This window comes from Kribbella sp. NPDC104740 (assembly GCF_055583505.1).
In genome coordinates, this window is the sequence record NZ_JBVJNV010000003.1 from 114,344 (window position 1) to 140,518 (window position 26,175).

Below are 26,175 nucleotides of genomic sequence, written 5' to 3' on the forward strand. Positions count from 1 at the left end.
CTCCGAGCGTGACCTTCCCTATATTTCCGGTCACGGAGACTGGGGGGTCGCCGCTCATCCAAGGCTGAATACGCGTCTTGTCCGTACGTTCATTCCTGCACACTTCTCGAGCTGCGCGCACACGCGGCTACGGAGGGTAGTGAAGCATGCGTACATTCGATGTGGTCACCGGCGAGAGCCTCTTCGTGAACGATCTTCGCGTGGTCCGCTGGGAGCAGTACGGCCTCGGGGCCACGATGCCTTTCCAGGCGATGTGGTACTCGGTGCCCCCGGGCGACGAGAGCCCGATCGACCAGCACCCCGAGCTCGAGCTGTCGATCGTGGTCGCCGGGACGGCGCACGTCCTGGTCGGTGGGACCGAGACCGAGGTCCCGCACGGCAACGCGTTCCTGCTGGACAGCAAGGAAGCGCACGTCGTCCAGAACCGGTCGGCCGACCAGCCGCTGATGGTGTTCAGCGCCTACTGGTACCCCGAGGCCGCGGTCGGCGCGGCGGACGCGCTGGCCGCCCGGACGCCGGTGGCAGTGACGGCCGACCATGACTGATCCGGTCACCGTCTTCACCTTTCCGCAACCGACCGTCAACGGCCCGCTGCACGTCGGGCACCTGTCCGGTCCCTACCTGGCCGCCGACGTCGCCGCCCGGGCCGCGCGGGCCCGCGGCGAGCGGGTCGTGGTCACCACCGGGCTGGACGTGCACCAGAACTACGTCCTGACCCGGGCCGAGCTCGAGGGCGTCGAGGTCGGCGTGATGATGGCCGACTTCCGGACCGGGATGGAGGAGACCTACCAGCAGGCACGGATCGGCTACGACCGGTTCAGCGACCCGATGGCGGCCGAGCACGCGCCGGTGATCAACGACCTGGTGAACCACCTGGTCAGCAGCGGCGCCGCGCCGCTGCGCGAGGTCACCCTGTACGCCTGCGCGGACTGCGACCGGACCCTGCACGAGTCGTACCTGAGCGGGCTCTGCGGTGGCTGCAAGTCGCTCGCCGCGGGCGGTGCCTGCGAGGTCTGCGGCGCCTTCACGCAGGTCGACACCATGGTCGATCCGGTCTGCGGCCGGTGCGGTGGCGCACCGCGCCCGTTCCAGGCGAACGTGCCCGTTCTCCGGATGGAGGACTACCGCGAGGCCCTGACCGCGGTCTGGCTCAAGGCCCAGCTGCCGCCCGCCGTCCGGGCTCTGATCGGCCGGCAGCTGGCCGCCGGGCTGCCCGAGATCGCGCTCGCCTACCCCACCAACTGGGGCATCGAGGGCGACCGCGCGCTGACCGGTCTGCGGATCGGGCCGTACACCGAGATCGCGCTGACCGACCTGGCCAACATCGCCCGCGGTGTCGACCCGGCCGCGACCGACCTGTCCGGCTACCTGGCCGCGCTCGGCCGGGTGGAGTCGCTGTGGCACTTTCTCGGCCTCGACAACGCCTACTGGTACGCCGTGTACTGGCAGGCGCTCTGGGCGGCCTGCGGAATCGGCGAGCTGCCGCTTTCCGGGCTGGTCGTCAACGAGTTCTACACGCTCGAGGGCGCGAAGTTCTCGACCAGCCGGAATCACGCGATCTGGGCGAACGAACTGCTGCACAAGGAAGACCCTTCAATCGTTCGTTTGTACCTGGCCTGGGACCGTCCGGACCGTTACCGCAGCGATTTCACCTGGCATTCTTTTCAGGCCTTCACCGACCGGGTGAAACCATTGCTGGCGGCCGCGGCGGAGGCTCCGCAGACACTCGCTCCCACCCTCGCCGCGCGCGAGCTGGCCCGTGGTGAGGCCGCCCTGCGCCCGGCCGGTTTCGACCCGGCGCTGGCGGCTCGCTGCCTGATCGGCCTGCTCGAGGGAGGGGTCCGGGACACCGGTCACCTGCTGACGGCGCTGACCGGGACCGAACCGGCCAGGGCAGGCGAGTAGCCCGATGCGGATCTGCGTGATCGGTGCCGGCATCGCCGGCACGTTCCTCGCCTGGCGCCTGCGGGCGAACCCGACGGTCGAGGTCGACCTGGTCACCGGCGTCCCGGGACCGGACGCGACCGCCGCGTCCGGCGGCGGCGTCCGGGGGTTCGAGACCCACCCGGAGCAGCGCCGGCTCGCGGTCGAGAGCCTGGCCGAGCTGTTCGGGACGCCCGGCCTGCTCGACTCGGCCGGCTACGTCGAGACCGGTTCGACGTACCTGATGGCCGGGTACGACGGGCTGGAGGACGCCGTCGCCGAGGTGGAGTACGTGCACCCCGGCTCGACCCAGATCGTCGACGACGGCACGCTGCGCCGCCTCGGCTGGCACGGGCTGCCGGACGGGACGGTCGGCGTACTGGAGAAGCGGGCCGGGTTCATCCGGCCCGACCACCTGCGGGCCCTGGTGATCGACCAGCTGGCCCGCGCCACGAACAGCAGGGTCGTCACCGGCCCTGTGCTCGGACTGGTTCCCCACTCCGACGGCTCGGTCAGCTGCCGCACACCCGACGGCACAGACCGGTACGACGTCGTCGTGGTGGCCGCTGGTCCGTGGACGCCCGGACTGCTCACCGGCAACGCACTACCGGCCGACCAGTACCGGACGAAGGCGATCCAGGTCGCCGTGCACCGCGTGGCGGGAGCCCTCCCGACCATGTTCGTCGACGAGACCAGCGACCTGTACGGGCGCCCGACGGCAGACGGCGGTCTGCTGCTGGGCGTCGACACGCACCGCTGGTCCGTCCAACCGGGCAGCAGCGCGCCGATCCACGACCTGACGGCCAAGGCCGTCCAGATCGCCGGCGAGCGGCTGCCGCACCTACGGCTGCTGGAGACGGCGCACACCGTCACCAACGCCGACTGCTACGCCGATCCGCCGGTCCTGACGCTCTGGTCGGTACTCGGCAGCACGCATCGGCTCTTCACCTTCACCGGTGGGTCCGGGGGCAGCGTGAAAACCGCGCTGGCCGCCAGCCGGACGGCAGCGAACACGCTGCTCGGCACCGGAAAGAACACGCGCACCACCACTTCGCGGACGGAGAACAAGCGCATGACCATCATGGAACCAGGCACCAGACGAAGCACCGACGCCACCGCCCTGACCCGGTACCACACGATCGGGATCGGAGCCGGGCCGTCGAACCTCTCGCTGGCCGCCCTCTACAAGAACGTCACCACCGAGAAGCTGGCGCTGTTCGACAGCCGCCCGGTGGCCGGCTGGCACACGCCGCTGCTCTACCCCGGCGTCCGGATGCAGACCGGCTGGATGAAGGACCTGGTGTCGCTGGTCGACCCCCGGCACGAGCTGACGTTCCTGAACTACCTGGTCACCTCCGGGCGGCTCTACGCGCTGATCAACTCCCAGTTCGACTCGCTCCCCCGGATCGAGTACGAGCGCTACCTGGCCTGGGCGACCGAGCGCCTCGGCGTGGTCAACTTCAGCTCCCGGGTGGACTCCATCGCGATCACCGACGACGGCTTCGAGGTGTCCGTCGACGGTACGCCGGTGGCGGTCTCCGAGCACCTGGTGCTCGGCCTGGGCACCCGGCCGGTGTGGCCGGAGTACGTCCGCAACCTGCCGTCCGGCCGGGCCTTCATCGCCGACGAGCTCGGCGTCCGGATGCCCGACCTGGAGCCGCACAAGGCCGACCCGGTCGCGGTCGTCGGCGGCGGCCAGACCGGTCTGGAGTGCGTGCTGCGGCTGCTCGGCTCCGGTTTCACCGACATCCGGTGGCTGGGCCGCAACCAGTGGTTCCGCAGCATCGACGACTCCCCGATGGCCAACGAGCTGTACCGCCCGTCGCACATCGAGTTCCTGCAGGGCCTGAACCGCAGCAAGCGCCGCGAGATGATCGTCGACTCCCGCTACAGCGGCGACGCGATCACCCCGGGCGGCCTGCGGGCGCTCTACCAGGGCAACTACGACGGCCTGCTGACGCTGGGCCGGTTCCCGGTCACGCTGCTGCCGGGCCGCGACGTCACGTCGTCCGAGCTGCTGCCCGACGGCCTGCTCCGGCTGAACTGCTCGACCACGGTGACGCCCGAGCACCACGACGTCCGGCACGTCGTCGTCGCGGCCGGCCGCGAGCACGTCCAGGCACCGTTCAGCGACGACCTGCGGGACCGGATCGACTACGACGACGACGGCGAGATGCTGGTCGAGCCGGACTACTCGGTGCGCTGGAAGGGCATGAACGGGCACCGGATCTACTCGTTCAACGCCAGCCGGTACAGCCACGGCCTGACCAACGCCGGGCTCACCCAGCTGCCGGTCCGGGCCGCGATCGTGCTGAACTCGATGTTCGACCGGGAGATCTACCCGATCTCCGACGAGCTCTGCGCGGTGCAGTGGTGACCGCCGCCGCCTCCGAGCAGCCGGTGGTGCCCGACGTCGACGGCGTCTGGTTCCGGCTGGTCGTCGACGACCCGGCCGGCGGTGCGCCGTACGGGCAGTACCACCGCGACCGCGACCTGGTCTGGGCCGAGTTCTACGCCGGTGGCACGCTGCGCAGCGGCCGGCTGGTCGGTCACCTGCAGGACGACGGCTCGATCAAGGCCGCCTACTGCCTGCTCACCGCGGCCGGTGAGGTGGTCAGTGGCGAGTGCGTCAGCGTTCCCGAGTTCGATGCCCGAGGCAACATCCGTATCGCCGACCACTTCCGTCGCAGTGACGGCAGCAGCGGCGTCACCTACATCGAGCAGATCCCCGCTCCGGTCCGGGAGGCCTGAGATGAACCCCACCGAAGAACGTCCGCACCTGCTCGTGGTGGCGACCGGAATGCGCCTGTTCCGCGAGTACATCCTGCGCTCGATCGCGCCGCAGTACCGGATCCACATGTTCCTGCACTCCGAGCCCAGCTGGGAGAAGGAGTACATCGAGGCGTGGACCGTGCTGGAGACCACCCTCGACGCCGAGGCGCTGGTCACGGCGGCGCAGAAGCTGCACGCCGAGCAGCCGATCGACGGCGTGCTCTGCTGGGACGAGGCGCGGATCCTGCAGACCGCCCACGTCGCCGAGGCGCTCGGCCTGCCGGGCGGTGACGTCGCGATGATCAACCGCTGCCGGGACAAGCATCTGACCCGGACCGCACTCGCCGCCCAGGGCGTCCCGCAGCCGGAGTCGGTGCTGGTCGACACCGTCGACGACGCGCTCGAGACCGCCGGCAAGCTCGGCTACCCGGTGATCCTCAAGCCGCGCGCGCTGGCCGCCAGCCTCGGCGTGGTCAAGGTCAACTCGGCCGAGGAGCTGAAGGAGAACTGGGCCTTCGCGCACGACACGACGGTTCCGGAGGCGCCGCACTACGACGTCAAGGTTCTGGTCGAGGAGTTCGCCGACGGCTACGAGATCAGCATCGACGCCGCGGTCTTCCAGGGCACGGTGACGCCGTTCTGCCTGGCCCGCAAGGAGATCGGCTACCCGCCGTACGCCGAGGAGATCGGGCATTTCGTCGACGCGGCCGACCCGCTGCTGGCCGACGAGCAGCTGTTCCAGGTACTGGCCGACGCGCACGCGGCGATCGAGTTCACCGACGGGGTCACGCACACCGAGATCATGATGACCGCCGACGGCCCGAAGGTGATCGAGATCAACGCCCGGATCGGCGGCGACATGATCCCGTACCTCGGTCTGCAGGCGACCGGCGCCGACCCGGGGCTGGCCGCGGCCGCGGTGGCCACCGGCCGCTCGCCGGAGCTGGTGCCGGACCGCACGATGGTCGGCGGCGTCCGGTTCTTCTACGTCGACGAGAACGACACGGTGCTGGACGACGTCTCCTTCGACGAGGCCGGTTTGCCGGCGACGATCGACCAGCTGGTCCCGCTGATGGAGGCCGGCCAGACCACCAGTCCCCCGCCGGAAGGCACGCTGTGGGGCCGGATCGCGTACGCAACGGTGGTGGCGACGTCGATGGACGACTGCCGGGCCGGGCTCGACGCGGCCGAGAAGGCGCTGCGCTGGTCCGGCAAGGTCAAGGAGCCAGAGGAGCCGGCGTCATGACCGAAGCCACGCAGGAGACCGGTGTCTGGGTGACCATCCGGGAGGCCCCGGTCGCGGTCAAGGCCCTGCTCATCGGCAACTTCGTCAACAAGCTCGGCTGGTTCCTGCAGGTCTTCCTGGTGCTGTTCCTGACCACCTCGAAGGGCTTCACCGACGTCCAGGCCGGTACGGCGCTGGGCGTGTACGGCGGCGGTACGGTCGTCGGCCTGATCATCGGCGGCTCGCTGTCGGACAAGATCGGGCCGCGGGCGGCCGTGCTGATCAGCATGTTCGGCATGGCCGGCTTCGTGCTGGCGATCGCCTACGTGCCGAGCTACACCGCCGTACTGATCGTGGTGGCGCTCGCCGGTGCGGTCGGGCAGTTCTACCGGCCCGCCTCGGCGGCGCTGCTGACCGAGCTGACCCCGAAGCACCGGCAGGTGATGATCTTCGCGGTCTACCGGCTGACGATGAACGTCGGCGCCACGGCCGCACCGCTGGTCGGTGCGGCCCTGGTGGCCATCTCGTGGGACCTGCTGTTCATCGGCGAGGCGCTGGCCGCACTGGCCTACGCGGCGGTGGCGATCATCGCGCTGCCGAAGCGCAAGCCCGCCGCGGACGCGGACGCCGTCCAGGACACGACCGAGGCGGAACCTGCTGCCGCGGGCAACTACCTGACCGTGCTCCGGGACTACAAGTACGTGCTGTTCCTGGTCTGCATGTTCATCAACGCGGCGATCTACATGCAGTACCTCGCGGTGCTGCCGCTGCACATGAAGGCCGACGGGCTGTCCACGTGGTGGTTCAGCGCGGTGGTCGCGCTGAACGGGTTCATCGTGATCACCTGCGAGCTGCTGGTCACCAAGGTGGTACAGCACTGGGCGCCCAAGCTGGTGGTGATCGCGGGCTTCGTCCTGCTCGGCGGCGGCTTGGCGTTCTACGCGCTGCCCGGCGGGGTGGCGATCTTCGTGATCGGCACGCTGCTGTGGACGCTGGCCGAGATCATCGCCGGCCCGACCATGTTCGCCTACCCCGGCATGGCCGCGCCGCCGCAGCTGCTCGGCCGGTACGTCGGCTCCGCGCACGCGATGTTCGGCCTGGGCTCCGCGCTCGGCCCGTTCCTCGGTGTCTGGATCTGGAACAACTCCGGCACCGACGTCTGGCTGTGGTGCGGACTGGCCGGCCTGATCGGCATCGTGCTGGCCGCCATCGGGATGCCGGGCAAGCCGGCCACGGTGGACGAGCCCGCAGTGGACATGACCCCGGCCACCGAGCCGTTGCCGAGCGAGAGCTCGTAGAAGGAGCACTTCAATGTCTGACTACACGATCATCGTGGACCCCCTGTCCACCGGGCAGGAATACCCCGCCGCGTTCAAGGAGGCCGGCAAGATCCCGGTCGCCGTCCTCAGCGGGACCGTCCCGCCGCCGGCGTTCACCGGGAGCTGGCACCCGGAGGAGTTCGAGCACATCCACTATTTCACCGGGGACGTGGCCGCGCTGGCCGAAGAGCTTCGGCAGTACGAGCCGGAGTACCTGTTCCCCGGTGCGGAGAGCGGCACCGAGCTCTGCGACCAGCTGATCGAGATCCTGGTCCCGGGCACCGGCAACGTGCCGGAGCTCGCGGCCGCGCGCCGCGACAAGTGGGAGATGGCCGAGGCGCTGCGGCTCGCAGGCGTCCCCCGGCTGCGGCAGATCCGGACCGCCGACCCGGCCGAGGCCGAGCGCTGGCTGAAGGAGAACGACCTGCTCGGCCGGCGGCTGGTGATCAAGCCGCCGAAGAGCGCCGCCGGTGACGAGGTGTACGTCGTCTTCGAGGACGGCGACTGGCGCGAGCGGTTCGACCGGGTGCTCGGACGGACCAACAAGATGGGCCTGGTCAACGACGCCGTCCTGATCCAGGAGTACGCCGAGGGCACCGAGTACCTGGTCGACAGCTACACCGTCGACGGCAAGCACTCGCTGGTCGACGTCTGCCGCTACACCAAGGTCAGCCGCGGCGACAAGATCGGCATCTACCACCGGATCGACTTCCTGGCCGAGGACGACCCGGAGGTGCAGGCGCTGTGGCCCTACACCCAGCAGGTCCTGGACGCGGTCGGCATCCGGATCGGCTGCGGGCACGCCGAGGTGATGATGACCGCCGACGGCCCGCGGCTGATCGAGGTCGCGGCCCGGCCGGCCGGTGGCGGGCACCAGATGGTCAGCGAGCTGGCCACCGGTGACAACCACATCAAGCGGACCGTCGCGCACCGGGTCCGCGGCGAGGTGCGGGACGGGTTCGACCTGGTCCAGCACCTGCGCGGGATCTTCGTCTCGGCGTACCGGGACGGGTACTTCAGGAACCGTGAGGTCTTCGACGGGATCGAGAACCTGAAGTCGTTCCACTGGATGAAGATCCTGCACGACGAGGACGCGGTCGTCCCGGAGACGGTCGACCTGTTCACCTGCCTGGCCTGGGTGATCCTGATCCACAGCGACGCCCAGACACTCGACGACGACTACCGCCGCGTGCTGGAGATGGAGGCCGCGATCGTCATCGACGAGCCCTGACGGACCCGCTCAGCCGTGACCCCCCAGTCCGCCGGCTGAGCGCGCCGGGGGGGGGGGGGTTCCCCACCCCCACGCCCCCCCCCCCCCCCCCCCCCCCCCCCCCCCCCCCCCCCCCCCCCCCCCCCCCCCCCCCCCCCCCCCCCCCCCCCCCCCTCCCCCCCCCCCCCCCCCCCCCCCCCCCCCCCCCCCCCCCCCCCCCCCCCGCTCGGGTAGCTCAGAGCGAGCAGTTCACCAGGACGGGCTCGTTGACCAGGGTGATGCCGAAGGCGTGCTGGACCTGGGCGCGGACGTGGGCGGCGAGGGCCAGCAGTTCCTTCGCCGTGGCGTTGCCCTGGTTGGTGAGGGCGAGGGTGTGCTTGGAGGAGACGGCCGCGTTGCCGATGGCGAAGCCCTTGGAGATGCCGGCGTGTTCGATGAGCCAGGCGGCGCTGGTCTTGACGCGGCCGTCGGGCTGGGGCCACTGGGGGGCGCCGGCGGGGACGTCGGCGGCGGTGGCGAGGAGGGGGTTGGTGAAGAACGAGCCCGCGCTCCACGTGTCGTGGTCGGCGGGGTCGAGGACCATGCCCTTGCCTCGGCGGAGCTCCAGGACGGCTTCGCGGACCTCGGTCATCGGGGCGCGGGAGCCGGGCTCCACGTCGAGGACGCGGGCGAGCTCGGCGTACTCGATGGGGGCGGACAGGTGGCCGAGGCGGAGCTGGAAGGCGACCTCGAGGACGACGTACCGGCTCGGGTCCTCCTTGAAGCGGGAGGTGCGGTAGGCGAAGCCGCAGTTGGCGGCGAAGATGGTACGGAGCTGGTTGTCGATGCGGTCCCAGACGCGGACCGAGGCGATCGACTCGGCGACCTCGTGGCCGTAGGCGCCGACGTTCTGGACCGGGGTCGAGCCGGTCAGGCCGGGGATGCCGGACATCGACTCGAGGCCGACCCACTCCTCGGCGATCGCGCGCTGGACGACGGCGTCCCAGTCCTCGCCGGCCTGGAGGTGGATCATCGCGCCCGAGCAGGCGTCGGCGTCGACCTTGATGCCGGTGGTGGCGATCTTCACGACCGTGCCGCGGAAGCCCTCGTCGCCGATCACGACGTTGCTGCCGCCGCTGAGCAGCAGCACCGGCTCCTTCGCCGCGTCCGCCGTTCGGACGACGTCAACCAGCTCGGCCTCGGTCGTCACCTCGACCAGCTTGTCGGCCGGCCCGCCGATCCGCAGCGTGGTCAGCTCGGCGAGGCGCAGGTCGCGGGCCGAGCCGTCGGCCGCGGTGGTCGCGACGTCGCCGAGCGCCGGCTGTCTGCTCGTCGTGTTCATCGGACCCGCACGACCGCTCGAGCCCGGCCGAGGACCTTCTCCTCGCCGGCCAGCGCAGTGATGTCGATCTCCGCGCGGCCGTCCGCGACCTTGTCGACCTTGGCCGAGAACGTCACCGTGGCGCCCTTGTCGTCATCCGGTACGACGACCGGCTTGGTGAAGCGCACGCCGTACTCGATCAGGTCGGCCGGGTCGTCCAGCCAGTCGGTCACCACCCGCGCCGCGGAGGCCATCGTCAGCATCCCGTGCGCGATCACGCCAGGCAGGCCGAGCGCGGCCGCCATCCGGTCGCTCCAGTGGATCGGGTTGAAGTCGCCGCTGGCGCCGGCGTACCGGACCAGGTCGTCGCGGCGCAGGGTGACGGTCAGCGGCGGCAGCTCGAGACCGACCTCGACAGCACTCATGATTCCGCCCGGTTGTGGGAGATGGTGGAGGTCGAGGTGGCGATCGGTTCGCCGTCGGCCGTGGTCAGGGCGGTCTCGTACATGATCACCTCGACGTCACCGGCCTTGCGCACGGTGGTGATGGTCGCGGTGGCCGCGATCTCGTCACCGGCCTTGATCGGCCGGGTGTAGCTGAACTTCTGCGCGCCGTGCACGATCCGGTCCAGCCGCAGGCCGAGCTCGGCGTCGCCGAGCAGCTGCTCGAGCGCCTTGCTGCCGAGCATGAAGGCGAAGGTCGGCGGGGCCACCGCGTCGTCACCGGCGTACGCCGGGTTGGTGTCCCCGATCGCGGCGGCGAACTCCTGGATCTTCTCGCGGCCGACCTGGTAGGTCTCGGCGGCCGCGTAGCTCCGGCCGACCATCGTGGCGTCGATCGTCATGTCCAGTAACCCTACTGGCAGGATGGGTGGGCGAGTGCCGCCACCCACTCCGCCGAGATCACTGGGGGATCTGACGCAGGAAGGGCACGACCGTGACAGCAGTGGCGGCACTGAGCCGGTACGCACCCCGTTACGCGCTCCGGATCGGGGTGCCGAGCGGTTCGGAGTGGTTGCGGGTCGACCACGTCCTGGAGCCGGACGGCCCGGAGCTGACCGAGCTCCTGAAGCGCGACCACGACGCCAGCGGGCACACGTCCGCGCACGCGAACGCGCTCAGCCTGATGTCGTTCTACGCCGGCCGCGCGCCCGCGACCGCGCTGCTGCTGTGGGCGCTGGAGGGCCGGGTGCTCGACATCCGCCCGGAGAACCTGTGGGTCCGGCCGCACGACGGGCACGGGCTGGCCGAGGTCGCGATCCGCGAGGCGCGGTTCCTGCCCGGCGGCTTGCAGACCCTGTACGACGTGGTGCTGACGCAGCACCTGCTGCCGCTGTCGGCCGAGCTGCACCGGCGGACGAGGGCCGGGCTGCGACAGCTGTACGGCGGTGTCGCCGCGGGCTGCGCGATGGGGTTCTGCGCGGCGACGCGGGAGCAGGAGACGGTCGCGCCGGCGTACCTGCTGGAACGCTGGCAGACGTTCGTGGCGAAGGCGCCGGGTGAGCTGGCGCGGCTCGGGGAGGTCACCGAGGCCGGCGGGAAACTCGTCTACCTGCGGAACACGTGCTGCCTGTACTACACGAGCGACAAGGGCACGGGCACGCTGTGCGGGTCGTGCTGCCTGACGCCGCGGGACGAGCGGCTGGCGGCGTACGAGGGTGGCCGGCCGATCCTCACGGTGTAGCGAGGCACAGCACTGTGCTTTCAAAGCACAGCGAAGGGGCCGCTCTGGTGTCCAGAGCGGCCCCGACGCGAAGTCTGCTGAAGGTCAGCGGGTCTCGCGGTGGTCGGTGTGGTCGTTGCAGCGAGCGCAGTACTTCTTCATCTCCAGGCGGTCCGGGTTGTTACGCCGGTTCTTCTTGGTGATGTAGTTGCGCTCTTTGCAGACGGTGCACGCCAGCGTGATCTTCGGGCGGATGTCCGTTGACTTGGCCACTGCTGCCTCTTCTTCTCAGGAGCGCGCCTGGCTTACGCGCGCTCACTCATTGCCGTTTGGTGGGTAGCGGGGGCGGGAGTCGAACCCGCGACACCACGATTATGAGCCGTGTGCTCTAACCACCTGAGCTACCCCGCCAGAGAGTCCGTCACCCCACCCGGCGAACCGGGTGGCGCAGCGTTTCTCAGAGCCCCTTTACGGAATCGAACCGTAGACCTTCTCCTTACCATGGAGACGCTCTGCCGACTGAGCTAAAGGGGCGGGCCGAGGAGAGAGATTACACGCTCCCTGGCCCCGATGTGAAATCGAGGGCCGGAGGTGTCTTACCCCCTCTGTCCGACCAGAGAAGCATACCGGTTCCCGGGAGTGCTTCTGACCAATTTTCGGGGTCGATCCGAAGCCGTTCGAGGGCCCCTATAGCTGCTCGGAGGTGATGCTCCGGACCATGACGCGCGTGATACCGATCACTACGATTTTCAACTACAGGACCGGCCGATCCACGCTCAGAGGCGACGGACCGGCGAGCCGCGGTCACACAGCGTGGCCGATTTCGGTGATCTCGTCGCAATCCGCGTTTGAGGCGCCCGTGATCTCGTCGTTATGGTCGATGGGCCGCCGCGGTACGCCGTGGCGGCGCGCTGCTGCGGGTTTCCGTGGCGGCGACTCGATTGGAAGGCCCCTCCCCGTGTCCCCTCACTCTGACGTGCCGGAAGCAGAACGGCCGGCAACCCGTCGCCCGGGTGCTCCCCGTCGGGTGGCGAAGCACCGTTCACTCCGGCGAAGTCCCGTCTCCGGCCTGCAGCGCCCCGGACGTGGTGCGCAACTGGTCGGCCTCACCGCCGCCCTGGCCGCCGCGGCCGGCACCGCCGCCGGTGTCGCGGCCCCGACCACCCCGGTCTCGGCCGGAACCTCCCTGAACCCGGCGCAGGCCGAGGCCCTGACTGCCGCTCGGGTCGAGCGGCGTGACCTGGGCTCGCGCGACCTGTCGCGCTTCGAGCTCTCGCTGTCGTCCACCCAGAAGGCGGCGCAGGAGGCGAAGGCCGCCCAGGTCGCCAAGGCCCGGGCCGCGCAGCTCGCCGCGAACGCGACCCTCACCGAGCGCCGGGCGCTCGCGCTGGCCGCCGCCAAGGCGCAGGCCGCGAAGAAGGCCGCCGCCCTGAAGAAGGCCGCGGCGGCAGCCGCGGCCGCGAAGGCCGCCGCGCTGGCCAAGGCCGAGGCGGCTCGCGCCGCCGCGCCGCGGATCGTGCTGCCGACCACCGGGTACCACCTGACCGCGCACTTCGGGCAGGGCGGCAGCCGCTGGGCCAGCAACCACACCGGCCTCGACTTCGCCGCCCCGATGGGCACGCCGGTTCGCTCGGTGCTGCCGGGCGAGGTCATCCAGGCCGAGTTCGCCGGTGCCTACGGGCGGCAGGTGAAGGTCCGGCACGCGGACGGCACCGTCACGTCGTACGGGCACATGTCGGAGTTCACCGTGAACGTCGGCGACACCGTCGGCGCCGGGACGCAGGTCGGCTCGATCGGCATGTCCGGCAACACGACCGGCCCGCACGTGCACTTCGAGGTGCTGCTCGGCGGCACCGACCAGGTCGACCCGGAGCCGTGGCTGCGCGACCACGGGGTCAACCCGTAAGTCAGGGAAACGTCAAAGAAACAAGGCCAGGTCGAGCGCGTCGACGTACTGGCCGTCGATCAGGAACTCGCGTGGGTGGGTCCCCTCGATCAGATAACCGTGGCGCTCGTAGAGCCGCCTTGCGACCGTGTTCACACTGTGCACGTTCAAGGTGACTTTGCGGGCGCTGCGGCGTTTCGCCTCGCTGGTGACCGCCTCCATCAGCACCGAGCCGATCCCCTGGCCGCGCGCCTCGACCGCGACCGCCAGCCCGTTCACCGCCAGTACGCCGGCGCCTTCGGGGAAGCGGTACTTGTTCTGCAGGCGGACGTAGCCGACAACGAGCCCGTCGAGCTCGGCGACCAGGAACGCGTCCGGCGGCCAGCCCTCGGCGAAGAACGTCGTCCGGTCTCCCCCGGTCAGCGAGGGGAAGCCCGAGCTCGCGTCCCAGGCGGTCAGCTCGATCTGCAGCAGGGCGGCTTCGTCGGCTTCCACGGCCCGGCGGACGGTCACACGGTTCGCACTCACCTGACCATCTTCAGACGAAGAGAGGTCAACCAGTCAAAGAGTTGCTGCTGGTAGCTGGGCAGTGGCGGTGAGACCTCCCGTGGGGTTGGGAGTGAGCGTCAGCCGGCCGTGGTGGGTTTCGACGATGCGGTCGACCAAGGCCAAGCCGAGGCCGTGGCTGCCGGTATGGCGGCCGGTGGTTTTCGTGAACGGCTCGGTGAGGGTGCTGGTCTGTTCCGCGGTGAGCAGTGGGCCGGTGTTGACGACGACCAGCTGGTGGTCGCGGGTGGTGATCGTCAGCGTGCCACCGGGGCCGGTGTTGTGGCGGATGCCGTTCTGGCCCAGGTTCGTGACCAGCTGGTGGACCAGGATTTCGTTGCCCACGACAAGGGTTTCCTCGAGGTCGGTGGTCAGCGTGACACCGGCCGCGGCCGCCTCCGGGCGGAGCTCGTCGACGGCCTGCCGGGCGGTCGTGGCCAGGTCGAGCGGGTCGAGCTCGATCGCGCGGTTGTCGACGGAGGCGAGCGTGAGCAGCGCCTCGACCAGGTCGATGCCGCGCTGGTTCGTCTCCTGCAGGCGGCGCGAGAACTCCCGTACGTCGGTGTGCTCGGGGTCGGCGATCGCGACCTCGAGCATCGTCTTCATCACCGCGTGCGGCGTCCGCAGCTCGTGCGACGCGTTGGCCGCGAAGCGCCGGTACTGCTCGAACGACCGCTGCAGCCGGTCGAGCATCTCGTCGAAGGTGTCGGACAGGTCGGTGAACTCGTCCTTGATCCCGGTCAGCCCGATCCGGTGGTCCAGCGATCCTTCGGCCGCGCGCCGGGCAGCAAGGGTGATCTCCTGCAGCGGGCGCAGCATCCGGCCGGCCAGGTACCAGCCGCCGGCCATCCCGACGACCGCCAGGAAGATCAGCGCGTACGCCGACAGCGTGACGATCGTGTCGAGCAGGTCGGCGCGGGTGGGGACGGGCGTCTGGTCGCGCGGGTTGGCGGCGGTGAGCGGGTAGTTCGGGAGGTAGCGCATCACGCCGTACACGACCGCTGCGACGACAGCGCCGGCGATGACGAGCAGACCGGCATAGCTGAGGGTCATCCTCAAGCGCACGGTCAACCGCGGACGCCAAGTGACGAGAGGATCAGTAGTACTCACGGTTCACCGATCCGGTAGCCGACGCCCGGCACGGTGTGAATCACCCATGGATCCCCCAGCCGCTTGCGCAGCGCCGAGATCGTGATCCGGACCGAGTTGCTGAACGGGTCGGCGTTCTCGTCCCAGGCCTTCTCCAGCAGCGTTTCCGCGCTGATCACCCCACCCTGCGCGGTCATCAACACCTCCAGCACCGAGAACTGCTTACGGGTCAGCTTCACGTACCGGCCGAACCGGTACACCTCGCGCCGGAACGGGTCCAGCCGGAGCCCGGCGTACTCGATCACGGTCGGCATCGACTCGGCCGGGCGCCGGGCCAGCGCGCGCAGCCGGAGCACCAGCTCGCGCAGCTCGAACGGCTTGGTCAGGTAGTCGTCCGCGCCGAGCTCGAACCCGGTCACCTTGTCGTCGATGTCGCCGGCCGCGGTCAGCATCAGCACCCGGACCGGCAGCCCCTGGGCGACGATCCGGCGACAGACCTCGTCGCCGTTCGGGCCGGGGATGTCGCGGTCGAGCACCACCACGTCGTAGGAGTTGACGCTCACCGACTCCAGCGCGGTGTCGCCGTCGAAGGCCAGGTCGGCGGCGATCGCCTCGAGCCGCAGGCCGGCCCGGATCGCCTCGGCGAGATACACCTCGTCCTCCACGACCAGCACCCGCATACCGCCATTGAAGCAGACGCCGGATATCGAAAACGTATCCGGAAACCGCGACGCTCCGGCAACACGCGAGGCGATGAGGTGGGTGTCATGACTGCTGACGAACTCGTTGCCACCCGCAAGAAAGAGCGCCGGCTGACGGTGTGCACCGCGGTCGCGCTGCTGACCGCGGTCGGCGCGTTCACCGCCGCGGCCTGCGGCACGCTCAGCTCAGCGCAGGACTCGGCGCCGAGCTCCGCGGCCGGTACGACGAACGGCAGCGCCCCCGGCGACTTCGACCCGGGCGAGGGCTCGGGCGACCCGGGCTCGGGTGACCCCGGCGATCACGACGGGCCTGCGCGCGCGGCCGACGGCGTACTGCCGGACAACGCGTCACCATTCGACCTGTCCCTGCCGGGGATCGCCAAGCTCGACCCGGCGTTGCGCGCCGCCGTACAGCAGGCGGCCAAGGCGATGGAGGCGAACGACATCAAGCTGCACGTGACGACCGGGTGGCGCAGCAAGGCCTACCAGCGGCAGTTGCTGGAGGACGGGATCAAGAAGTACGGGAGCCTGGAGAAGGCGCGCGAGTTCGTGTCGACGCCGGAGGAGTCGCACCACGTGACCGGGCACGCGGTCGACGTCGGGCCGACCGACGCGGACGACTGGCTGATCCGGAAGGGCTCGCGGTTCGGGCTGTGCCAGACGCTGTCGAACGAGATGTGGCACTTCGAGCTGGTCGTGAAGCCCGGCGAGGACTGCCCGCACCCCAAGGCGACCGCCAGCAGTCAGTGAGTCTCCTCCGGAGGATCACCGGCAACGGCGAGTGTGCGCTGGGCCCAGGCGACGTCCCGCCAGGCCCCGTGCTTCCACCCGATCTTCCGGTACGTCCCGATCGGCTCGAACCCGAGCGCCGCGTGCAGCCCGACACTCGCGTCGTTCGGCAGCGTCATCCCTGCGATCGCCGTCCGGAACCCGCGCTCGGTCAGCCGCTCGAACAGCGCCTCGTACAGCGCCCGTCCCCCACCGGTCCGGCGCCGCCCGAGCTCCAGGTAGATGCTCACCTCGCACGACCACCGGTACGCCGCCCGCTCCTTCATCGGCCCGCCGTACGCGTACCCCACGACCCGCCCGGCGTCGTCCTCCAGCACCAGCCACGCGTGCGCCTTCTGCGCGGCGACGATCCGCTCGGCCATCTGCTCCGTGCTCGGCGGCTCGGTCTCGAAGCTGATCGCGGTGTCCCGCACGTACGGCGCGTAGATCGCCGCGCAGGCGGCCGCGTCCTCCAGCACCGCGTCTCTGATCCTCATGCCATCATAGTAGCCACAGCTGCCGCTATAGTGGCAAGCATGGACGAACTCTCCGCCTCCCTGGCCGCGACCCTGCAGGCCGCCCGGACCGACCGCGACCTCTCGGTGAACGCGCTCGCCGAGCGCTCCGGCGTCTCCCGGGCGATGATCGGCAAGATCGAGCGCGGCGAGGCGCAGCCGACCGCCGTACTGCTCGGGCGGCTGTCCGGTGCGCTCGGGATGACGCTGTCCGAGCTGGTCGCCCGCGCGGAGAAGCCCGGCGACAGCCGCGTACGCCGTACCGCCGAACAACCGCTCTGGACCGACCCGGCCACCGGCTACCGCCGACGCGCGGTCTCCCCCGGCACCGACAGCCCGCTCGAGCTGGTCGAGGTCGAGCTGCCGCCCGGCGCCTCGGTGTCGTACCCGGCCGACGCGTACATGTTCAAGTCCCAGCAGCTCTGGATCCTGGCCGGCCGGCTGCGCTTCCAGGAGGGCGACCTCGTGCACGACCTCGACACCGGCGACTGCCTGGAGCTCGGCGCGCCCGCGCCGACCACGTTCCACAACCCGGCGGCCACGGTCTGCCGCTATCTGGTCGCACTGGTCAAGACACGTTCCTGAGCCCGGCCGTGGCGTGGTTGAGTACGTGCATGGAGGTTTCACCGCTGGTCTGGATCGTGACCGTCGCCGGGATCCTGGGGCTGCTTGCCTTCGACTACTTCTTCCACGTCCGCCGCGCGCACGTCCCGCAGCTGCGCGAGGCCGCGGTCTGGTCCAGCGTGTACGTCGGGATCGCGCTGCTGTTCGGCGTCGGCACCTTCGTCCTCGGCGGCAGCGCGATGGGCTCGGAGTACTTCGCCGGGTACGTGACCGAGAAGGCGCTGTCGGTCGACAACCTGTTCGTGTTCCTGATCATCATGACCAGCTTCCGGGTGCCGCGCGAGGACCAGCAGAAGGTGCTGCTGTTCGGCATCATGTTCTCGCTGGTCGCCCGGACCGGGTTCATCCTGCTCGGGTCGGCGCTGATCAACACGTTCGCCTGGGTGTTCTACCTGTTCGGCCTGGCGCTGCTGATCACCGCCGGCAACATGCTGCGGCCGTCGACCGAGGAATCGCACTCCGCGCAGAACATCGTGGTCCGGCTCAGCCGCCGGCTCTTCCGGACGACTGAGTACTACGACGGCGACAAGCTGTTCACGCTCGTCGACGGCAAGCGCGCGATGACCCCGATGCTGCTGGTGATGGTCGCGATCGGCGGCACCGACCTGATGTTCGCGCTGGACTCGATCCCGGCGATCTTCGGCCTGACCCAGAACGTGTACATCGTGTTCACCGCGACCGCGTTCAGCCTGCTCGGGCTGCGCCAGCTGTACTTCCTGCTCGACGGGCTGCTCGACCGGCTGATCTACCTGTCGTTCGGGCTGGCCGCGATCCTCGGCTTCATCGGGGTGAAGCTGGTGCTGCACGCGCTGCACGAGAACAACGTGCCGTTCATCAACGGCGGCGAGCACATCGAGGTCGCGGAGATCAGTACCGGGCTGTCGTTGCTGGTGATCCTGGTCGTGCTCGTGGTGACGATCCTCGCGTCGCTGCTCAGCACCCGGGGGCGCACGCAGACGGCGATGGCCAACGCGCGGCGGGACGCGACGGCGTACCTGGACTCGGAGTACACGACCGATCCCGTCGAGCGGGAGCGCATCTACCGGCGGCTGATCGAGGCGCGGGACCACATCATCAAGCTCGGGCCGAAGGCGAAGCAGATCGTGAAGAACGAGCCGGAACTGCTCGAGCTGTGCGGGCGGGCGGCGTTGAGCCACGACGCGGCGATCGCGAGCGGCCGGCACCCGGGCGACGAGGTCCTGGGGCCGGATCCGACGCCGCTGCACTGAGGTTCACTCGCGGGGCAGCCAGACGCGCATCGGGCCGATCTCGCGGTTGGCCCAGGCGTAGTACGGGATCGCCTTGAGGGTGTCGGTGGTGAGGGTCGTGATGCCGTCGAGGAGCTCTGGGTCGTGAGCGGCGTTGATCGGCGCGTTGGGAAGGTGGGCGTCGTCGAGCGGAGTGGGCTGGTCGACCTGTTCGAAGGCGTAGACGAGCGGGCCGCGTTCGAGGGCGGCGCAGGCGCGGGCGGCGTCGTCGCGGGGTGACGGAGTGACCATGCGGGGGCTCAGCGGGATGTCGAGGTCGACGGTGTCGCCGGGGTTCCAGGTCTGGGTGCGGGACGCGTAGGCGCCTGCGTCGACGGGCTTGCCGTCGAGGGTGGCGTTCTCGGCCCAGGTGGGGATGCGGAGCGAGAGGGACCACGGGGTCGAGGGGGTCTCGAGAACGGTGACGCGGATCGTGCCGTCCCAGGGGTAGTTCGTCTCGACGCGCAGCTCGACCTCGTCGGTGGTGATCGTGCTGTCGGCGTACTGGTGGAGCTGGATGCCCTCGGCGGAGGTCGTCGCGAGGTAGGCGTCGAGGCTCGCGAGGGTGCGCATGATGTTGGGCGGGCAGCAGGCGCAGGAGAACCAGCCGCGGCGGCCGTGGGCGGGGCTGCGGTTGTTGTCGGCGTGGGCGTTCTCGCGCAGGTGCAGCGTGTTGACGTAGAAGTACTCGTCGCCCGACAGCGACACCCCGGCCAGGAAACCGTTGTACAGCATGCGTTCGATCGCGTCGGCGTACGACGGGTTACCCGTTGCCAGGAGCAACCGGTGCGCCCACTGGATGCCGCCGATCGCCGCGCAGGTCTCGGCGTACGCGCGGTCCGGCGGCAGCTCGTACTCGTCGCCGAACGCCTCGCCGTCCCAGCGGGACCCGAGACCGCCGGTGACGTAGGTCTTGGTCGCCCACATGTGCGCGAACTGGCCTTCGAGAGCAGCCAGCAGCTCGGTGTCACCGGTCTCGACCGCGACGTCCGTCGCGCCAGCGCCCAGATAAACAGCCCGTACGGCGTGCCCCTCGACCGTCGTCGCCTCCCGCACCGGCAGCCGGTCGGAGAAGTACGTCGGCTCGTGCCCGTGCTCGGCGATGATCCCGTGACCGCGCGTCTCCACGAACCAGCGCGCCAGCTCCAGGTACGCCGCCGTACCGGTCTCGCGGTAGAGCTCGACCAGCGCCATCTCGATCACGGGATGCCCGTCGACATCGCGGATCTGACCGTCGCCGTCGCCGAAGGTGCGGACTAGGTGGTCGGCGAGCTTGACCGCGACGTCGAGCAGCGCGGTGTCACCGGTGCAACGGACCTGCGCGACCGCGGCCTGGATCAGGTGGCCGGCGCAGTAGTGCTCGTGGCTCCAGACGAGCTGCTGGTAGCGGCCCTCGTCCCCGTCGCGGAGCTGGACGACGGAGTCGAGATACCCGTCCTCGCGCTGGGCCGCGGCAACCACCGCGGTCAGCTCGCGCTGCCTGCGCAGGAGATCCTCGGACGGGTTCCGCCCGTACTCCCAGGCGACGGCTTCGAGCCACTTGTAGACGTCGGAGTCGGCGAAGACCGGCCCGATCGCCTCGCCCTCGCCGATCCCGGCCGCGAGGCGGAGGTTGAGCAAGTTGCCGGCCTCCTCGAGCTGGTCCTGCCCCGACGGGATCGCGGTCGAGGCGTTGCGTTCCTGGCGTGGCGCCCAGAAGCCGCCGGTGATCTTCGTCCGGTCGAGACCGAGCGGGCGAAGGGTGGCGCGCGTGCTGGCGGCCGGTGAGCGGGATGGCATCGAAACGACTCCTCGCGGAAACAGACGGAACACGTTTTCCTGACGACCGTAAAGACGCATTCACGCCTGGTCAAGGGTCGGTGGGATAGCCTGCCGGAAACGTCGAGGAGGGCTATGATGCGCGCGGTGCCCCGGATCACCGATGTCGCCGCGCTGGCCGGCGTCTCGGCCAGTACGGCGTCCAAGGCGCTCAACGACACCGGCCAGCTCCGCGAGGAGACCCGCCGGCGCGTCCGCCGGGCCGCCGAGCAGCTCGGCTTCACCCCGGACAGCCGCGGCCGCGCGCTGTCGTCGGGCCGCAGCTACACGGTCGGGCTGATCACGACCGACAGCTCGGGGCGGTTCAGCATTCCGATCATGCAGGGCGCCGAGGACGCGTTGAGCGCGGGCGAGATGGCGCTGGTGCTCTGCGACACCCGCGACGACGCGCTGCGCGAGTCGCACTACCTGCGCTCGCTGGTCGCGCGGCGGGTCGACGGGATCATCGTGACCGGGCGGCGGACCGAGCCGCGGGCGCCGATCGACGTACCGGTGCCGGTCGTGTACGCGTTCAGCCCGTCGACCGATCCGGGCGACACGTCCGTGGTGACGGACGATCGCGGCGGTGCGGCGTCCGCCGTACGGCATCTGCTGTCGCTCGGGCGGCGGCGGATCGCGCATGTGACCGGGCCCGCATCGCATCGGAGTGCGGCGGTGCGCGCGGTGGCGGCTGTTGAGACGGCCGGGGACGCGTTCGTCGGCGAGCCGTTGCACGGGGAGTGGAGCGAGCGGTGGGGGCGGCACGCGGTCGACGTGCTGCTGCGCGGCGGTGAGATCGATGCGATCTCGTGCGGGAGTGATCAGATCGCGCGGGGTGTGTGCGATCGGCTGCGCGAGCTGGGTCGATCGGTGCCGGACGACGTGGCCGTGACCGGGTACGACAACTGGAGCGTGATGGCGCTCGCGAGCCGGCCGCCGCTCACCACGGTCGACCTGCGGCTCGAGGAGCTGGGACGGCGTACGGCGCAGCTGCTGCTGGAGTTGATCGGCGGGGCTTCTCCATCCGGGCTGCTGGAGCTGCCGACCGAGCTGGTGCCGCGGGAGTCGACGCTCGGGACCTGAGGTTTCGCGGTGGGGCACAGGTCGGAGATCCGACCGAGGGAGGCAGCGTGACGATGCGCGCGGTACTGGCCGTGGTGCCGGTGAGGGACATCGAGAAGGCGATCGAGTGGTACTCGGGGTTCTTCGGGCGGGACGCGGACACTCGTCCGATGGACTCGCTGGCCGAGTGGCACCTCAGCGAGCTCGGCGTCGTCCAGGTCTTCGAGGACACCGACCGGGCCGGGCGGACGGCGGTCAACCTGACCGTCGACGACCTCGACGTGACGCTGCGGCGGCTGTCGGAGCAGAACATCGAGTCGACGGACCCGCAGGTGGTGGCAGGGGGACGGCAGCGGCTGGCCGTCGTGCAGGATCCGGACGGCAACAACCTCGGGCTGATCGCGTCGCTCGACTGAACCCCTCGTAGGGTTGGGGGCTATGGCGACGCGGGTCAGTAGTCGGAACGCTCGGTTCCAGGTGTGGCAGGCGCTGCTCGGCAACCGGAACAAGCGGCAGCGGGCCGGCGAGTTCATCGTGCAGGGGGTGCGGCCGATCAGTCTGGCCGTCGAGCACGGGTGGACGGTGAACACGCTGATCCAAGACGCGTCGCGGGTGCCTTCGCAGTGGGCTCGGGAGTTGCTGCAGAGCCAGCGCGAGGCTGAGCGGGTGTTGATGGAACCGGAGCTGCTGGCGGAGCTGACCGAGAAGTCGGAGGCCGAGCTGGTCGCCGTGGTGTCGATGCCGCCGGACGACTTGTCGCGGATCGCTGTTTCTTCTTCGTTCTTGGGCGTGGTGTTCGACCGGCCGACCGGGCCGGGGAACATCGGGTCGATCATTCGGTCGGCGGATGCGTTCGGGGCCGACGGGTTCGTGGTGACCGGGCATGCGGCCGATGTGTACGACCCGAAGGCGGTGCGGGCCAGCACGGGGTCGCTGTTCGCGGTACCGGCTGTGCGGGTGCCGTCGCAGCGTGAGGTGATGGAGTGGGTCGCCGCGCAGCGGGCGGGCGGCGTACCAGTTGTTGTCGTGGGCACCGATGAGCACGGGACTGTCGACGTGTACGACTTCGACTTCACGCAGCCGACGTTGCTGCTGGTCGGGAACGAGACTTCCGGGCTGTCGGCGGCTTGGAAGGAGCTGGCCGATGTGCTGGTGCGGATCCCGATGGGTGGGGCTGCTTCTTCGCTGAACGCTGCCAATGCGGCTACTGCTGTGTTGTACGAGGTGTCTCGGCAGCGTGCCCATTCGTTCAAGACCGGCGGTGGATCGGCGGTTTAGCGTCGGTGGCATGACGCTATCGGCACAGCCTTTGCTGGCGGTTCGGGATGTTGAGAAGAGCAGTGCTTGGTACTGCGGGGTGCTCGGCGGGGTGAGTGCGCACGGCGGGACCGAGTACGAGCAGATCGAGGTCGACGGGACGCTGGTGCTGCAGCTGCACAAGCTCGACGTCGGGCATCACCACGGGGTGTTCGGGGATCCGTCGGTGATGCTGGGGAACGGGGTCGCGGTGTGGTTCGCCGTTGACGAGCTGGATGCGGTGGTGGCTCGGGTCGAGGGTGGGGACGTGCAGTTCAATCCCAATGCGGGGCACCGGGAGTTGTGGGTGCGGGATCCGGACGGGTATCTGGTGGTTGTCGCGGGCAAATGAAACCGGCCCCCGATCTGCTACTCGGGGGCCGGTTGCTTGGGGCAAGGATCAGCTTTCGCAGCCGATCCCGTCGTTGTCCGCGTCGAACCGGTGCGGGTCGGCGCCCACGACCAGGAAGTCGCGGTACGGGATGTCACCGCAGTCGAGGTCGGGCGGCGGCGGCGCGATGCAGAGCGTCGGGTAGGACGGATCGCAGGGCCGGGTCGGCGGCGGCGGCTTCGGCGGGTTCACCGTGACCTGGTACCGCAAGTACCAAGTCCCGTTCGACGGCCGCCAGACCGCCTGGTCCGTCGCCGACGTCCCCGCGTAGTTCCCCGCGAACGGCCGATCGCCGTTCTGCCCCCACGTGAAGCTCCCGGCGCCACGGATGTACCAGGCGCCCCGCCGGAACACCGTCAGCTCCGCCTTCGCGTTGCCGACGAAGTTCGCCGGGACCGGGATGTCGCCGTTCACGCCCCAGGTGATCTGCGAGGCGCCGCGGATGAACCACCGGCCCAGCGACGGGCGGAAGACCGCGAGGTCGGCGTGGCTGTCGCCGACGTAGTCGGCCGGCGCAGGCACGTCCCCGTTCACGCCCCAGCTGATCTGCGCCGCGCCCCGGATGAACCAGCGACCCAGCGACGGCCGCCACACGGCGGCCTCGGCGCGGCTGTCGCCGACGTAGTTCGCGGCGACCGGTACGTCGCCCGCCTGGCCCCAGACGAACTGACCGACACCGCGGATGTACCAGTAACCGTTCGACGGCCGGAACACGGCGAGCTCGGCGCGGCCGTCGCCGTTGTAGTCGGCCGGGACCGGGATGTCCCCGGCCTGGCCGAACTTGATGTTCGTCCAGCCGCGGATGTACCAGGTCCCGTTGCTCGGCCGGAAGACGGCGAGCTCGGGCTTGCTGTCGCCGACGTACGAGCGCGGGACGGCGACGTCGCCGTTCTGCCCCCACTGGATCGCCGTCGTGACCACCTTGGTCGCGGCGACCGCCGTACCGGCAGTGCTCTGCAGCGGCGCTGCCTGCGCCGGTGCAGTGAGACCGACGGCAGCCAGCGCCGCCACCGCCAGCCCCAGAGCTGCGGATCTGTAACGCATGAAGTTGTCCCCCTCGGACACGGACCTGTGGACGCCCGCCCTTCCCTCCCCCGAGGGCCCCCGGCCGGCGTACCGTCTACGCCCCTCTATCGCGGTCCGCACTTGATCGTTACAACGCGTGAGCGGATTTCTGCTCAGCGGACACCGGCATCACGCTTCGTTATGGTCAGGCGGTCGCCAGGATCTCGCCGTGCAACAGACTCAGAAACCCGTCCGGCGCAGCCGCCCAAGCCCGCCAGCCCGCCGAGATCCGCTCGAGCGCTTCCTCCGGTACGCCGGACGCCCGCGCCTGGTCGGCCATCGCCGACTGCAGCACCCGGTCGGCCCACATCCCACCCCACCAGTCGCGATCCTCGGCGTTGGCGAACGTCCAGTTGCTCGCCGTCGCCTCGATCTGCTCGAAGCCGGCCTCGTGGGCCCAGGACAGCAGGCGGCGCCCGGCGTCGGGCTCGCCCTGGTTGGCGCGGGCCATGCGCTGGTAGAGCGTCATCCACTCGTCGAGCTCCGGGAGCTCGGGGTACCAGGTGAACGCGTGGTAGTCGGAGTCGCGAACGGCAACGATTCCACCCGGCTTGCAGACGCGGCGCATCTCGCGGAGCGCCTGGACGGGGTCGGCGACGTGCTGGAGGACCTGATGGGCATGGACGACGTCGTACGTGTTGTCGGGGATCTCGAGGCGATGGACGTCGCCAACGACGAAGTCGACCTCGAAGCCGCGCTCGGCACGCCGCTCTCCCGCATCCCGCGCGTCGCGCTCGGCGAACGTCGCGCGGGTGATCGCCAGCGCGGACTCGCTCGCCTCCAGCGCGGTCGTCCGCCCCGGCGCGACCAGCGCCGCGAGCTCGGCGGTGATCGTGCCGGGCCCGGCGCCGACGTCGAGCAGACTCATCCCCGGCCGCAGGTGCGGGAGCAGGTAGCCGGCCGAGTTCGCGGCGGTGCGCCAGCGGTGCGAGCGGAGAACGGATTCATGGTGGCCGTGGGTGTAGACGTTGTTCATCGGGACTCCTTCGTCTCCCGCTCAGACTAACTCCGCGTCTTGCTTTTTGAGACCCTATGTCTTGGATATCGAGACAAGTAGTTGCCTGGGGCAATGAGCGGATCGGCGGCCGACCCGCTAAGGTGCGGCGGTGCTTCCGATGGTGATCGTGATCAGTGGCCCGCCGGGAACCGGCAAGACGACTCTCGCGCACCACGTCGCGGCCGGTGTCGGCTGCCCGGCGGTCTGCCGCGACGAGATCAAGGAGGGGATGGCGCACGCCACCCCCGACTTCGTCCCCGGCCCCGCCGACCCGCTGACGATGCGCACCCTCGCGACGTTCTTCGACGTCATCGGCCTGCTGGTCGGCCGCGGCTCCTCGGTCGTCGCCGAAGCCGCCTTCCAGGACCGCCTCTGGCGCCCCGGCCTGACCCCGTTGATCGGCCAGGCCGAGTTCCGCATCGTGCACTGCACGACGCCCGCCGCCGTCGCGTTCACCCGGATCACCGACCGCTCCGGCAGTACGCCGTCGCGCGCGGCCCACGAGGACAGCCAGTACGACGAGCAGCGGCGGCGTACGGTGCACGAGTCGTTCGACCCGATCACGCTGCCGGTCCCGACGTTGACGGTCGACACCAGCGACGGCTACTCCCCCACGCTCCCGGAGATCCTGAGCTTCCTGGCCCGCTGAGCACCTCGGCCCCGCGCCCCTCCCGCGCGCCCTCCCCTTCCCCGCTCCCCTCCCCTCCTCCTCCGCTTCCCCGCTCCCCTCCCCTCCTCCTCCGCTTCCCCGCTCCCCTCCCCCTCCCCCCTCCCCCCTCCG

28 protein-coding genes and 2 tRNA genes are annotated in these 26,175 nt (G+C 70.1%); 17 read left to right on the plus strand and 13 right to left on the minus strand.

What is annotated here, in order from left to right; translation table 11 throughout:
- The first annotated feature begins 146 nt into the window (after positions 1–146).
- The 7 genes from ACZ6Z4_RS16640 to ACZ6Z4_RS16670 are packed head-to-tail and all read left to right on the plus strand — an operon-like array spanning position 147 to position 8,470.
- On the plus strand, positions 147–545 hold the full coding sequence (locus tag ACZ6Z4_RS16640; protein WP_465564116.1) for a cupin domain-containing protein: 399 nt from the start codon (positions 147–149) through the stop codon (positions 543–545).
- Complete coding sequence (locus ACZ6Z4_RS16645; RefSeq protein ID WP_465564119.1) at positions 538–1,905, plus strand: class I tRNA ligase family protein; 1,368 nt, start codon at positions 538–540, stop codon at positions 1,903–1,905. The genes ACZ6Z4_RS16640 and ACZ6Z4_RS16645 overlap by 8 nt, the downstream gene beginning before the upstream one ends.
- Before the next feature lie 4 nt (positions 1,906–1,909).
- Positions 1,910–4,300 carry an FAD-dependent oxidoreductase gene (locus tag ACZ6Z4_RS16650; RefSeq protein WP_465564122.1) on the plus strand — a complete coding sequence of 797 codons (2,391 nt, stop codon included), beginning with the start codon at positions 1,910–1,912 and terminating at the stop codon, positions 4,298–4,300.
- A complete protein-coding gene (locus ACZ6Z4_RS16655) occupies positions 4,297–4,674 on the plus strand; it encodes an avidin-fold protein (protein ID WP_465564125.1) in 378 nt (125 codons plus the stop codon). Before ACZ6Z4_RS16650 ends, ACZ6Z4_RS16655 begins: the two co-directional genes overlap by 4 nt.
- 1 nt (position 4,675) lies before the next feature.
- Positions 4,676–5,941, plus strand: coding sequence for an ATP-grasp domain-containing protein (locus tag ACZ6Z4_RS16660; RefSeq protein WP_465564128.1), 1,266 nt, complete (start codon positions 4,676–4,678; stop codon positions 5,939–5,941).
- Positions 5,938–7,218 carry an MFS transporter gene (locus tag ACZ6Z4_RS16665; protein ID WP_465564131.1) on the plus strand — a complete coding sequence of 427 codons (1,281 nt, stop codon included), beginning with the start codon at positions 5,938–5,940 and terminating at the stop codon, positions 7,216–7,218. The genes ACZ6Z4_RS16660 and ACZ6Z4_RS16665 overlap by 4 nt, the downstream gene beginning before the upstream one ends.
- 13 nt (positions 7,219–7,231) lie before the next feature.
- Entirely contained in the window at positions 7,232–8,470 is a 1,239-nt protein-coding gene (locus tag ACZ6Z4_RS16670) for an ATP-grasp domain-containing protein (RefSeq protein ID WP_465564133.1), read from the plus strand.
- A 214-nt stretch (positions 8,471–8,684) separates the two neighbouring features.
- On the opposite strand, the gene ACZ6Z4_RS16675 is transcribed toward ACZ6Z4_RS16670, so the two are convergent.
- From ACZ6Z4_RS16675 to ACZ6Z4_RS16685, 3 genes are read right to left on the minus strand one after another with little or no spacing between them, the layout of a single operon-like run.
- Positions 8,685–9,770, minus strand: a complete 1,086-nt coding sequence (locus tag ACZ6Z4_RS16675) for a UDP-N-acetylmuramate dehydrogenase (RefSeq protein WP_465564137.1) — start codon at positions 9,768–9,770, stop codon at positions 8,685–8,687.
- The gene (locus ACZ6Z4_RS16680) at positions 9,767–10,174 is read right to left on the minus strand and encodes a MaoC/PaaZ C-terminal domain-containing protein (protein WP_465564141.1); all 408 of its coding nucleotides are present in this window, start codon (positions 10,172–10,174) and stop codon (positions 9,767–9,769) included. The genes ACZ6Z4_RS16675 and ACZ6Z4_RS16680 overlap by 4 nt, the downstream gene beginning before the upstream one ends.
- Positions 10,171–10,593, minus strand: coding sequence for an FAS1-like dehydratase domain-containing protein (locus ACZ6Z4_RS16685; protein WP_363672482.1), 423 nt, complete (start codon positions 10,591–10,593; stop codon positions 10,171–10,173). The genes ACZ6Z4_RS16680 and ACZ6Z4_RS16685 overlap by 4 nt, the downstream gene beginning before the upstream one ends.
- A 92-nt stretch (positions 10,594–10,685) precedes the next feature.
- Here ACZ6Z4_RS16685 and ACZ6Z4_RS16690 point away from each other — a divergent pair, with 92 nt between their 5' ends.
- Positions 10,686–11,432 carry a hypothetical protein gene (locus ACZ6Z4_RS16690; RefSeq protein WP_465564144.1) on the plus strand — a complete coding sequence of 249 codons (747 nt, stop codon included), beginning with the start codon at positions 10,686–10,688 and terminating at the stop codon, positions 11,430–11,432.
- 84 nt (positions 11,433–11,516) lie between these two features.
- Here the strand turns inward: ACZ6Z4_RS16690 and rpmG are convergent, their stop codons facing one another.
- The 3 genes from rpmG to ACZ6Z4_RS16705 all read right to left on the minus strand — a co-directional run bounded on the left by rpmG (position 11,517) and on the right by ACZ6Z4_RS16705 (position 11,945).
- Entirely contained in the window at positions 11,517–11,684 is a 168-nt protein-coding gene (gene rpmG / locus ACZ6Z4_RS16695) for a 50S ribosomal protein L33 (protein WP_131361122.1), read from the minus strand.
- Positions 11,685–11,748: 64 nt separating this feature from the next.
- Positions 11,749–11,822 (minus strand) — tRNA-Met (locus ACZ6Z4_RS16700).
- A 50-nt stretch (positions 11,823–11,872) separates the two neighbouring features.
- Positions 11,873–11,945, minus strand: a tRNA-Thr gene (locus ACZ6Z4_RS16705).
- A gap of 493 nt (positions 11,946–12,438) precedes the next feature.
- Here ACZ6Z4_RS16705 and ACZ6Z4_RS16710 point away from each other — a divergent pair.
- Positions 12,439–13,317, plus strand: a complete 879-nt coding sequence (locus ACZ6Z4_RS16710; protein ID WP_465564148.1) for a M23 family metallopeptidase — start codon at positions 12,439–12,441, stop codon at positions 13,315–13,317.
- 12 nt (positions 13,318–13,329) lie between these two features.
- Here ACZ6Z4_RS16710 and ACZ6Z4_RS16715 read toward each other — a convergent pair whose 3' ends face one another.
- The 3 genes from ACZ6Z4_RS16715 to ACZ6Z4_RS16725 are packed head-to-tail and all read right to left on the minus strand — an operon-like array spanning position 13,330 to position 15,611.
- Complete coding sequence (locus ACZ6Z4_RS16715; RefSeq protein WP_465564151.1) at positions 13,330–13,824, minus strand: GNAT family N-acetyltransferase; 495 nt, start codon at positions 13,822–13,824, stop codon at positions 13,330–13,332.
- A gap of 33 nt (positions 13,825–13,857) precedes the next feature.
- Positions 13,858–14,895: a sensor histidine kinase gene (locus ACZ6Z4_RS16720; protein ID WP_465564154.1), complete on the minus strand. Its 1,038-nt coding sequence runs from the start codon at positions 14,893–14,895 to the stop codon at positions 13,858–13,860.
- A 53-nt stretch (positions 14,896–14,948) separates the two neighbouring features.
- Positions 14,949–15,611 carry a response regulator transcription factor gene (locus ACZ6Z4_RS16725; protein WP_465564157.1) on the minus strand — a complete coding sequence of 221 codons (663 nt, stop codon included), beginning with the start codon at positions 15,609–15,611 and terminating at the stop codon, positions 14,949–14,951.
- An 87-nt stretch (positions 15,612–15,698) separates the two neighbouring features.
- On the opposite strand from ACZ6Z4_RS16725, the gene ACZ6Z4_RS16730 reads away from it, so the two are divergent.
- Positions 15,699–16,382 carry a M15 family metallopeptidase gene (locus ACZ6Z4_RS16730; protein WP_465564160.1) on the plus strand — a complete coding sequence of 228 codons (684 nt, stop codon included), beginning with the start codon at positions 15,699–15,701 and terminating at the stop codon, positions 16,380–16,382.
- Here the strand turns inward: ACZ6Z4_RS16730 and ACZ6Z4_RS16735 are convergent.
- Positions 16,376–16,897 (minus strand): GNAT family N-acetyltransferase, encoded by a 522-nt coding sequence (locus ACZ6Z4_RS16735; RefSeq protein ID WP_465564163.1) that lies wholly within the window; start codon positions 16,895–16,897, stop codon positions 16,376–16,378. The two genes, ACZ6Z4_RS16730 and ACZ6Z4_RS16735, sit on opposite strands and share 7 nt — an antisense overlap.
- Before the next feature lie 39 nt (positions 16,898–16,936).
- On the opposite strand from ACZ6Z4_RS16735, the gene ACZ6Z4_RS16740 reads away from it, so the two are divergent.
- A complete protein-coding gene (locus tag ACZ6Z4_RS16740) occupies positions 16,937–17,500 on the plus strand; it encodes a helix-turn-helix domain-containing protein (protein WP_465564166.1) in 564 nt (187 codons plus the stop codon).
- 29 nt (positions 17,501–17,529) lie between these two features.
- A complete protein-coding gene (locus ACZ6Z4_RS16745; RefSeq protein ID WP_465564169.1) occupies positions 17,530–18,768 on the plus strand; it encodes a TerC family protein in 1,239 nt (412 codons plus the stop codon).
- A gap of 3 nt (positions 18,769–18,771) precedes the next feature.
- Here ACZ6Z4_RS16745 and ACZ6Z4_RS16750 read toward each other — a convergent pair whose 3' ends face one another.
- The gene (locus ACZ6Z4_RS16750; RefSeq protein ID WP_465564174.1) at positions 18,772–20,565 is read right to left on the minus strand and encodes a glycoside hydrolase family 127 protein; all 1,794 of its coding nucleotides are present in this window, start codon (positions 20,563–20,565) and stop codon (positions 18,772–18,774) included.
- Between the two features lie 117 nt (positions 20,566–20,682).
- Here ACZ6Z4_RS16750 and ACZ6Z4_RS16755 point away from each other — a divergent pair, with 117 nt between their 5' ends.
- The 4 genes from ACZ6Z4_RS16755 to ACZ6Z4_RS16770 are packed head-to-tail and all read left to right on the plus strand — an operon-like array spanning position 20,683 to position 23,293.
- Positions 20,683–21,666, plus strand: coding sequence for a LacI family DNA-binding transcriptional regulator (locus tag ACZ6Z4_RS16755; RefSeq protein ID WP_465564177.1), 984 nt, complete (start codon positions 20,683–20,685; stop codon positions 21,664–21,666).
- Positions 21,667–21,719: 53 nt separating this feature from the next.
- Positions 21,720–22,061, plus strand: a complete 342-nt coding sequence (locus ACZ6Z4_RS16760; protein ID WP_465566744.1) for a VOC family protein — start codon at positions 21,720–21,722, stop codon at positions 22,059–22,061.
- Positions 22,062–22,083: 22 nt separating this feature from the next.
- Positions 22,084–22,923 (plus strand): TrmH family RNA methyltransferase, encoded by an 840-nt coding sequence (locus ACZ6Z4_RS16765; RefSeq protein ID WP_465564180.1) that lies wholly within the window; start codon positions 22,084–22,086, stop codon positions 22,921–22,923.
- A 10-nt stretch (positions 22,924–22,933) separates the two neighbouring features.
- Positions 22,934–23,293: a VOC family protein gene (locus tag ACZ6Z4_RS16770; protein ID WP_465564183.1), complete on the plus strand. Its 360-nt coding sequence runs from the start codon at positions 22,934–22,936 to the stop codon at positions 23,291–23,293.
- Positions 23,294–23,341: 48 nt separating this feature from the next.
- Here ACZ6Z4_RS16770 and ACZ6Z4_RS16775 read toward each other — a convergent pair whose 3' ends face one another.
- Entirely contained in the window at positions 23,342–24,376 is a 1,035-nt protein-coding gene (locus ACZ6Z4_RS16775; protein WP_465564186.1) for an FG-GAP repeat domain-containing protein, read from the minus strand.
- Between the two features lie 166 nt (positions 24,377–24,542).
- Complete coding sequence (locus ACZ6Z4_RS16780; RefSeq protein WP_465564188.1) at positions 24,543–25,373, minus strand: class I SAM-dependent methyltransferase; 831 nt, start codon at positions 25,371–25,373, stop codon at positions 24,543–24,545.
- A gap of 139 nt (positions 25,374–25,512) precedes the next feature.
- Between ACZ6Z4_RS16780 and ACZ6Z4_RS16785 the strand changes: the two genes are divergently transcribed.
- The gene (locus ACZ6Z4_RS16785; protein ID WP_465566749.1) at positions 25,513–26,043 is read left to right on the plus strand and encodes a P-loop nucleotide/nucleoside kinase family protein; all 531 of its coding nucleotides are present in this window, start codon (positions 25,513–25,515) and stop codon (positions 26,041–26,043) included.
- The last annotated feature ends 132 nt before the right edge of the window (positions 26,044–26,175 follow it).

Coding starts and splice junctions, on each gene's coding strand:
- ACZ6Z4_RS16640 (WP_465564116.1), top strand. CDS start 147: ATGCGTACATTCGATGTGGTCACCGGCGAGAGCCTCTTCGTGAACGAT.
- ACZ6Z4_RS16645 (WP_465564119.1), top strand. CDS start 538: ATGACTGATCCGGTCACCGTCTTCACCTTTCCGCAACCGACCGTCAAC.
- ACZ6Z4_RS16650 (WP_465564122.1), top strand. CDS start 1,910: ATGCGGATCTGCGTGATCGGTGCCGGCATCGCCGGCACGTTCCTCGCC.
- ACZ6Z4_RS16660 (WP_465564128.1), top strand. CDS start 4,676: ATGAACCCCACCGAAGAACGTCCGCACCTGCTCGTGGTGGCGACCGGA.
- ACZ6Z4_RS16665 (WP_465564131.1), top strand. CDS start 5,938: ATGACCGAAGCCACGCAGGAGACCGGTGTCTGGGTGACCATCCGGGAG.
- ACZ6Z4_RS16670 (WP_465564133.1), top strand. CDS start 7,232: ATGTCTGACTACACGATCATCGTGGACCCCCTGTCCACCGGGCAGGAA.
- ACZ6Z4_RS16675 (WP_465564137.1), bottom strand. CDS start 9,770: ATGAACACGACGAGCAGACAGCCGGCGCTCGGCGACGTCGCGACCACC.
- ACZ6Z4_RS16680 (WP_465564141.1), bottom strand. CDS start 10,174: ATGAGTGCTGTCGAGGTCGGTCTCGAGCTGCCGCCGCTGACCGTCACC.
- ACZ6Z4_RS16685 (WP_363672482.1), bottom strand. CDS start 10,593: ATGACGATCGACGCCACGATGGTCGGCCGGAGCTACGCGGCCGCCGAG.
- ACZ6Z4_RS16720 (WP_465564154.1), bottom strand. CDS start 14,895: ATGACCCTCAGCTATGCCGGTCTGCTCGTCATCGCCGGCGCTGTCGTC.
- ACZ6Z4_RS16725 (WP_465564157.1), bottom strand. CDS start 15,611: ATGCGGGTGCTGGTCGTGGAGGACGAGGTGTATCTCGCCGAGGCGATC.
- ACZ6Z4_RS16730 (WP_465564160.1), top strand. CDS start 15,699: ATGACTGCTGACGAACTCGTTGCCACCCGCAAGAAAGAGCGCCGGCTG.
- ACZ6Z4_RS16735 (WP_465564163.1), bottom strand. CDS start 16,897: ATGAGGATCAGAGACGCGGTGCTGGAGGACGCGGCCGCCTGCGCGGCG.
- ACZ6Z4_RS16740 (WP_465564166.1), top strand. CDS start 16,937: ATGGACGAACTCTCCGCCTCCCTGGCCGCGACCCTGCAGGCCGCCCGG.
- ACZ6Z4_RS16745 (WP_465564169.1), top strand. CDS start 17,530: ATGGAGGTTTCACCGCTGGTCTGGATCGTGACCGTCGCCGGGATCCTG.
- ACZ6Z4_RS16750 (WP_465564174.1), bottom strand. CDS start 20,565: ATGCCATCCCGCTCACCGGCCGCCAGCACGCGCGCCACCCTTCGCCCG.
- ACZ6Z4_RS16755 (WP_465564177.1), top strand. CDS start 20,683: ATGCGCGCGGTGCCCCGGATCACCGATGTCGCCGCGCTGGCCGGCGTC.
- ACZ6Z4_RS16760 (WP_465566744.1), top strand. CDS start 21,720: ATGCGCGCGGTACTGGCCGTGGTGCCGGTGAGGGACATCGAGAAGGCG.
- ACZ6Z4_RS16765 (WP_465564180.1), top strand. CDS start 22,084: ATGGCGACGCGGGTCAGTAGTCGGAACGCTCGGTTCCAGGTGTGGCAG.
- ACZ6Z4_RS16770 (WP_465564183.1), top strand. CDS start 22,934: ATGACGCTATCGGCACAGCCTTTGCTGGCGGTTCGGGATGTTGAGAAG.
- ACZ6Z4_RS16775 (WP_465564186.1), bottom strand. CDS start 24,376: ATGCGTTACAGATCCGCAGCTCTGGGGCTGGCGGTGGCGGCGCTGGCT.
- ACZ6Z4_RS16780 (WP_465564188.1), bottom strand. CDS start 25,373: ATGAACAACGTCTACACCCACGGCCACCATGAATCCGTTCTCCGCTCG.
- ACZ6Z4_RS16785 (WP_465566749.1), top strand. CDS start 25,513: ATGGTGATCGTGATCAGTGGCCCGCCGGGAACCGGCAAGACGACTCTC.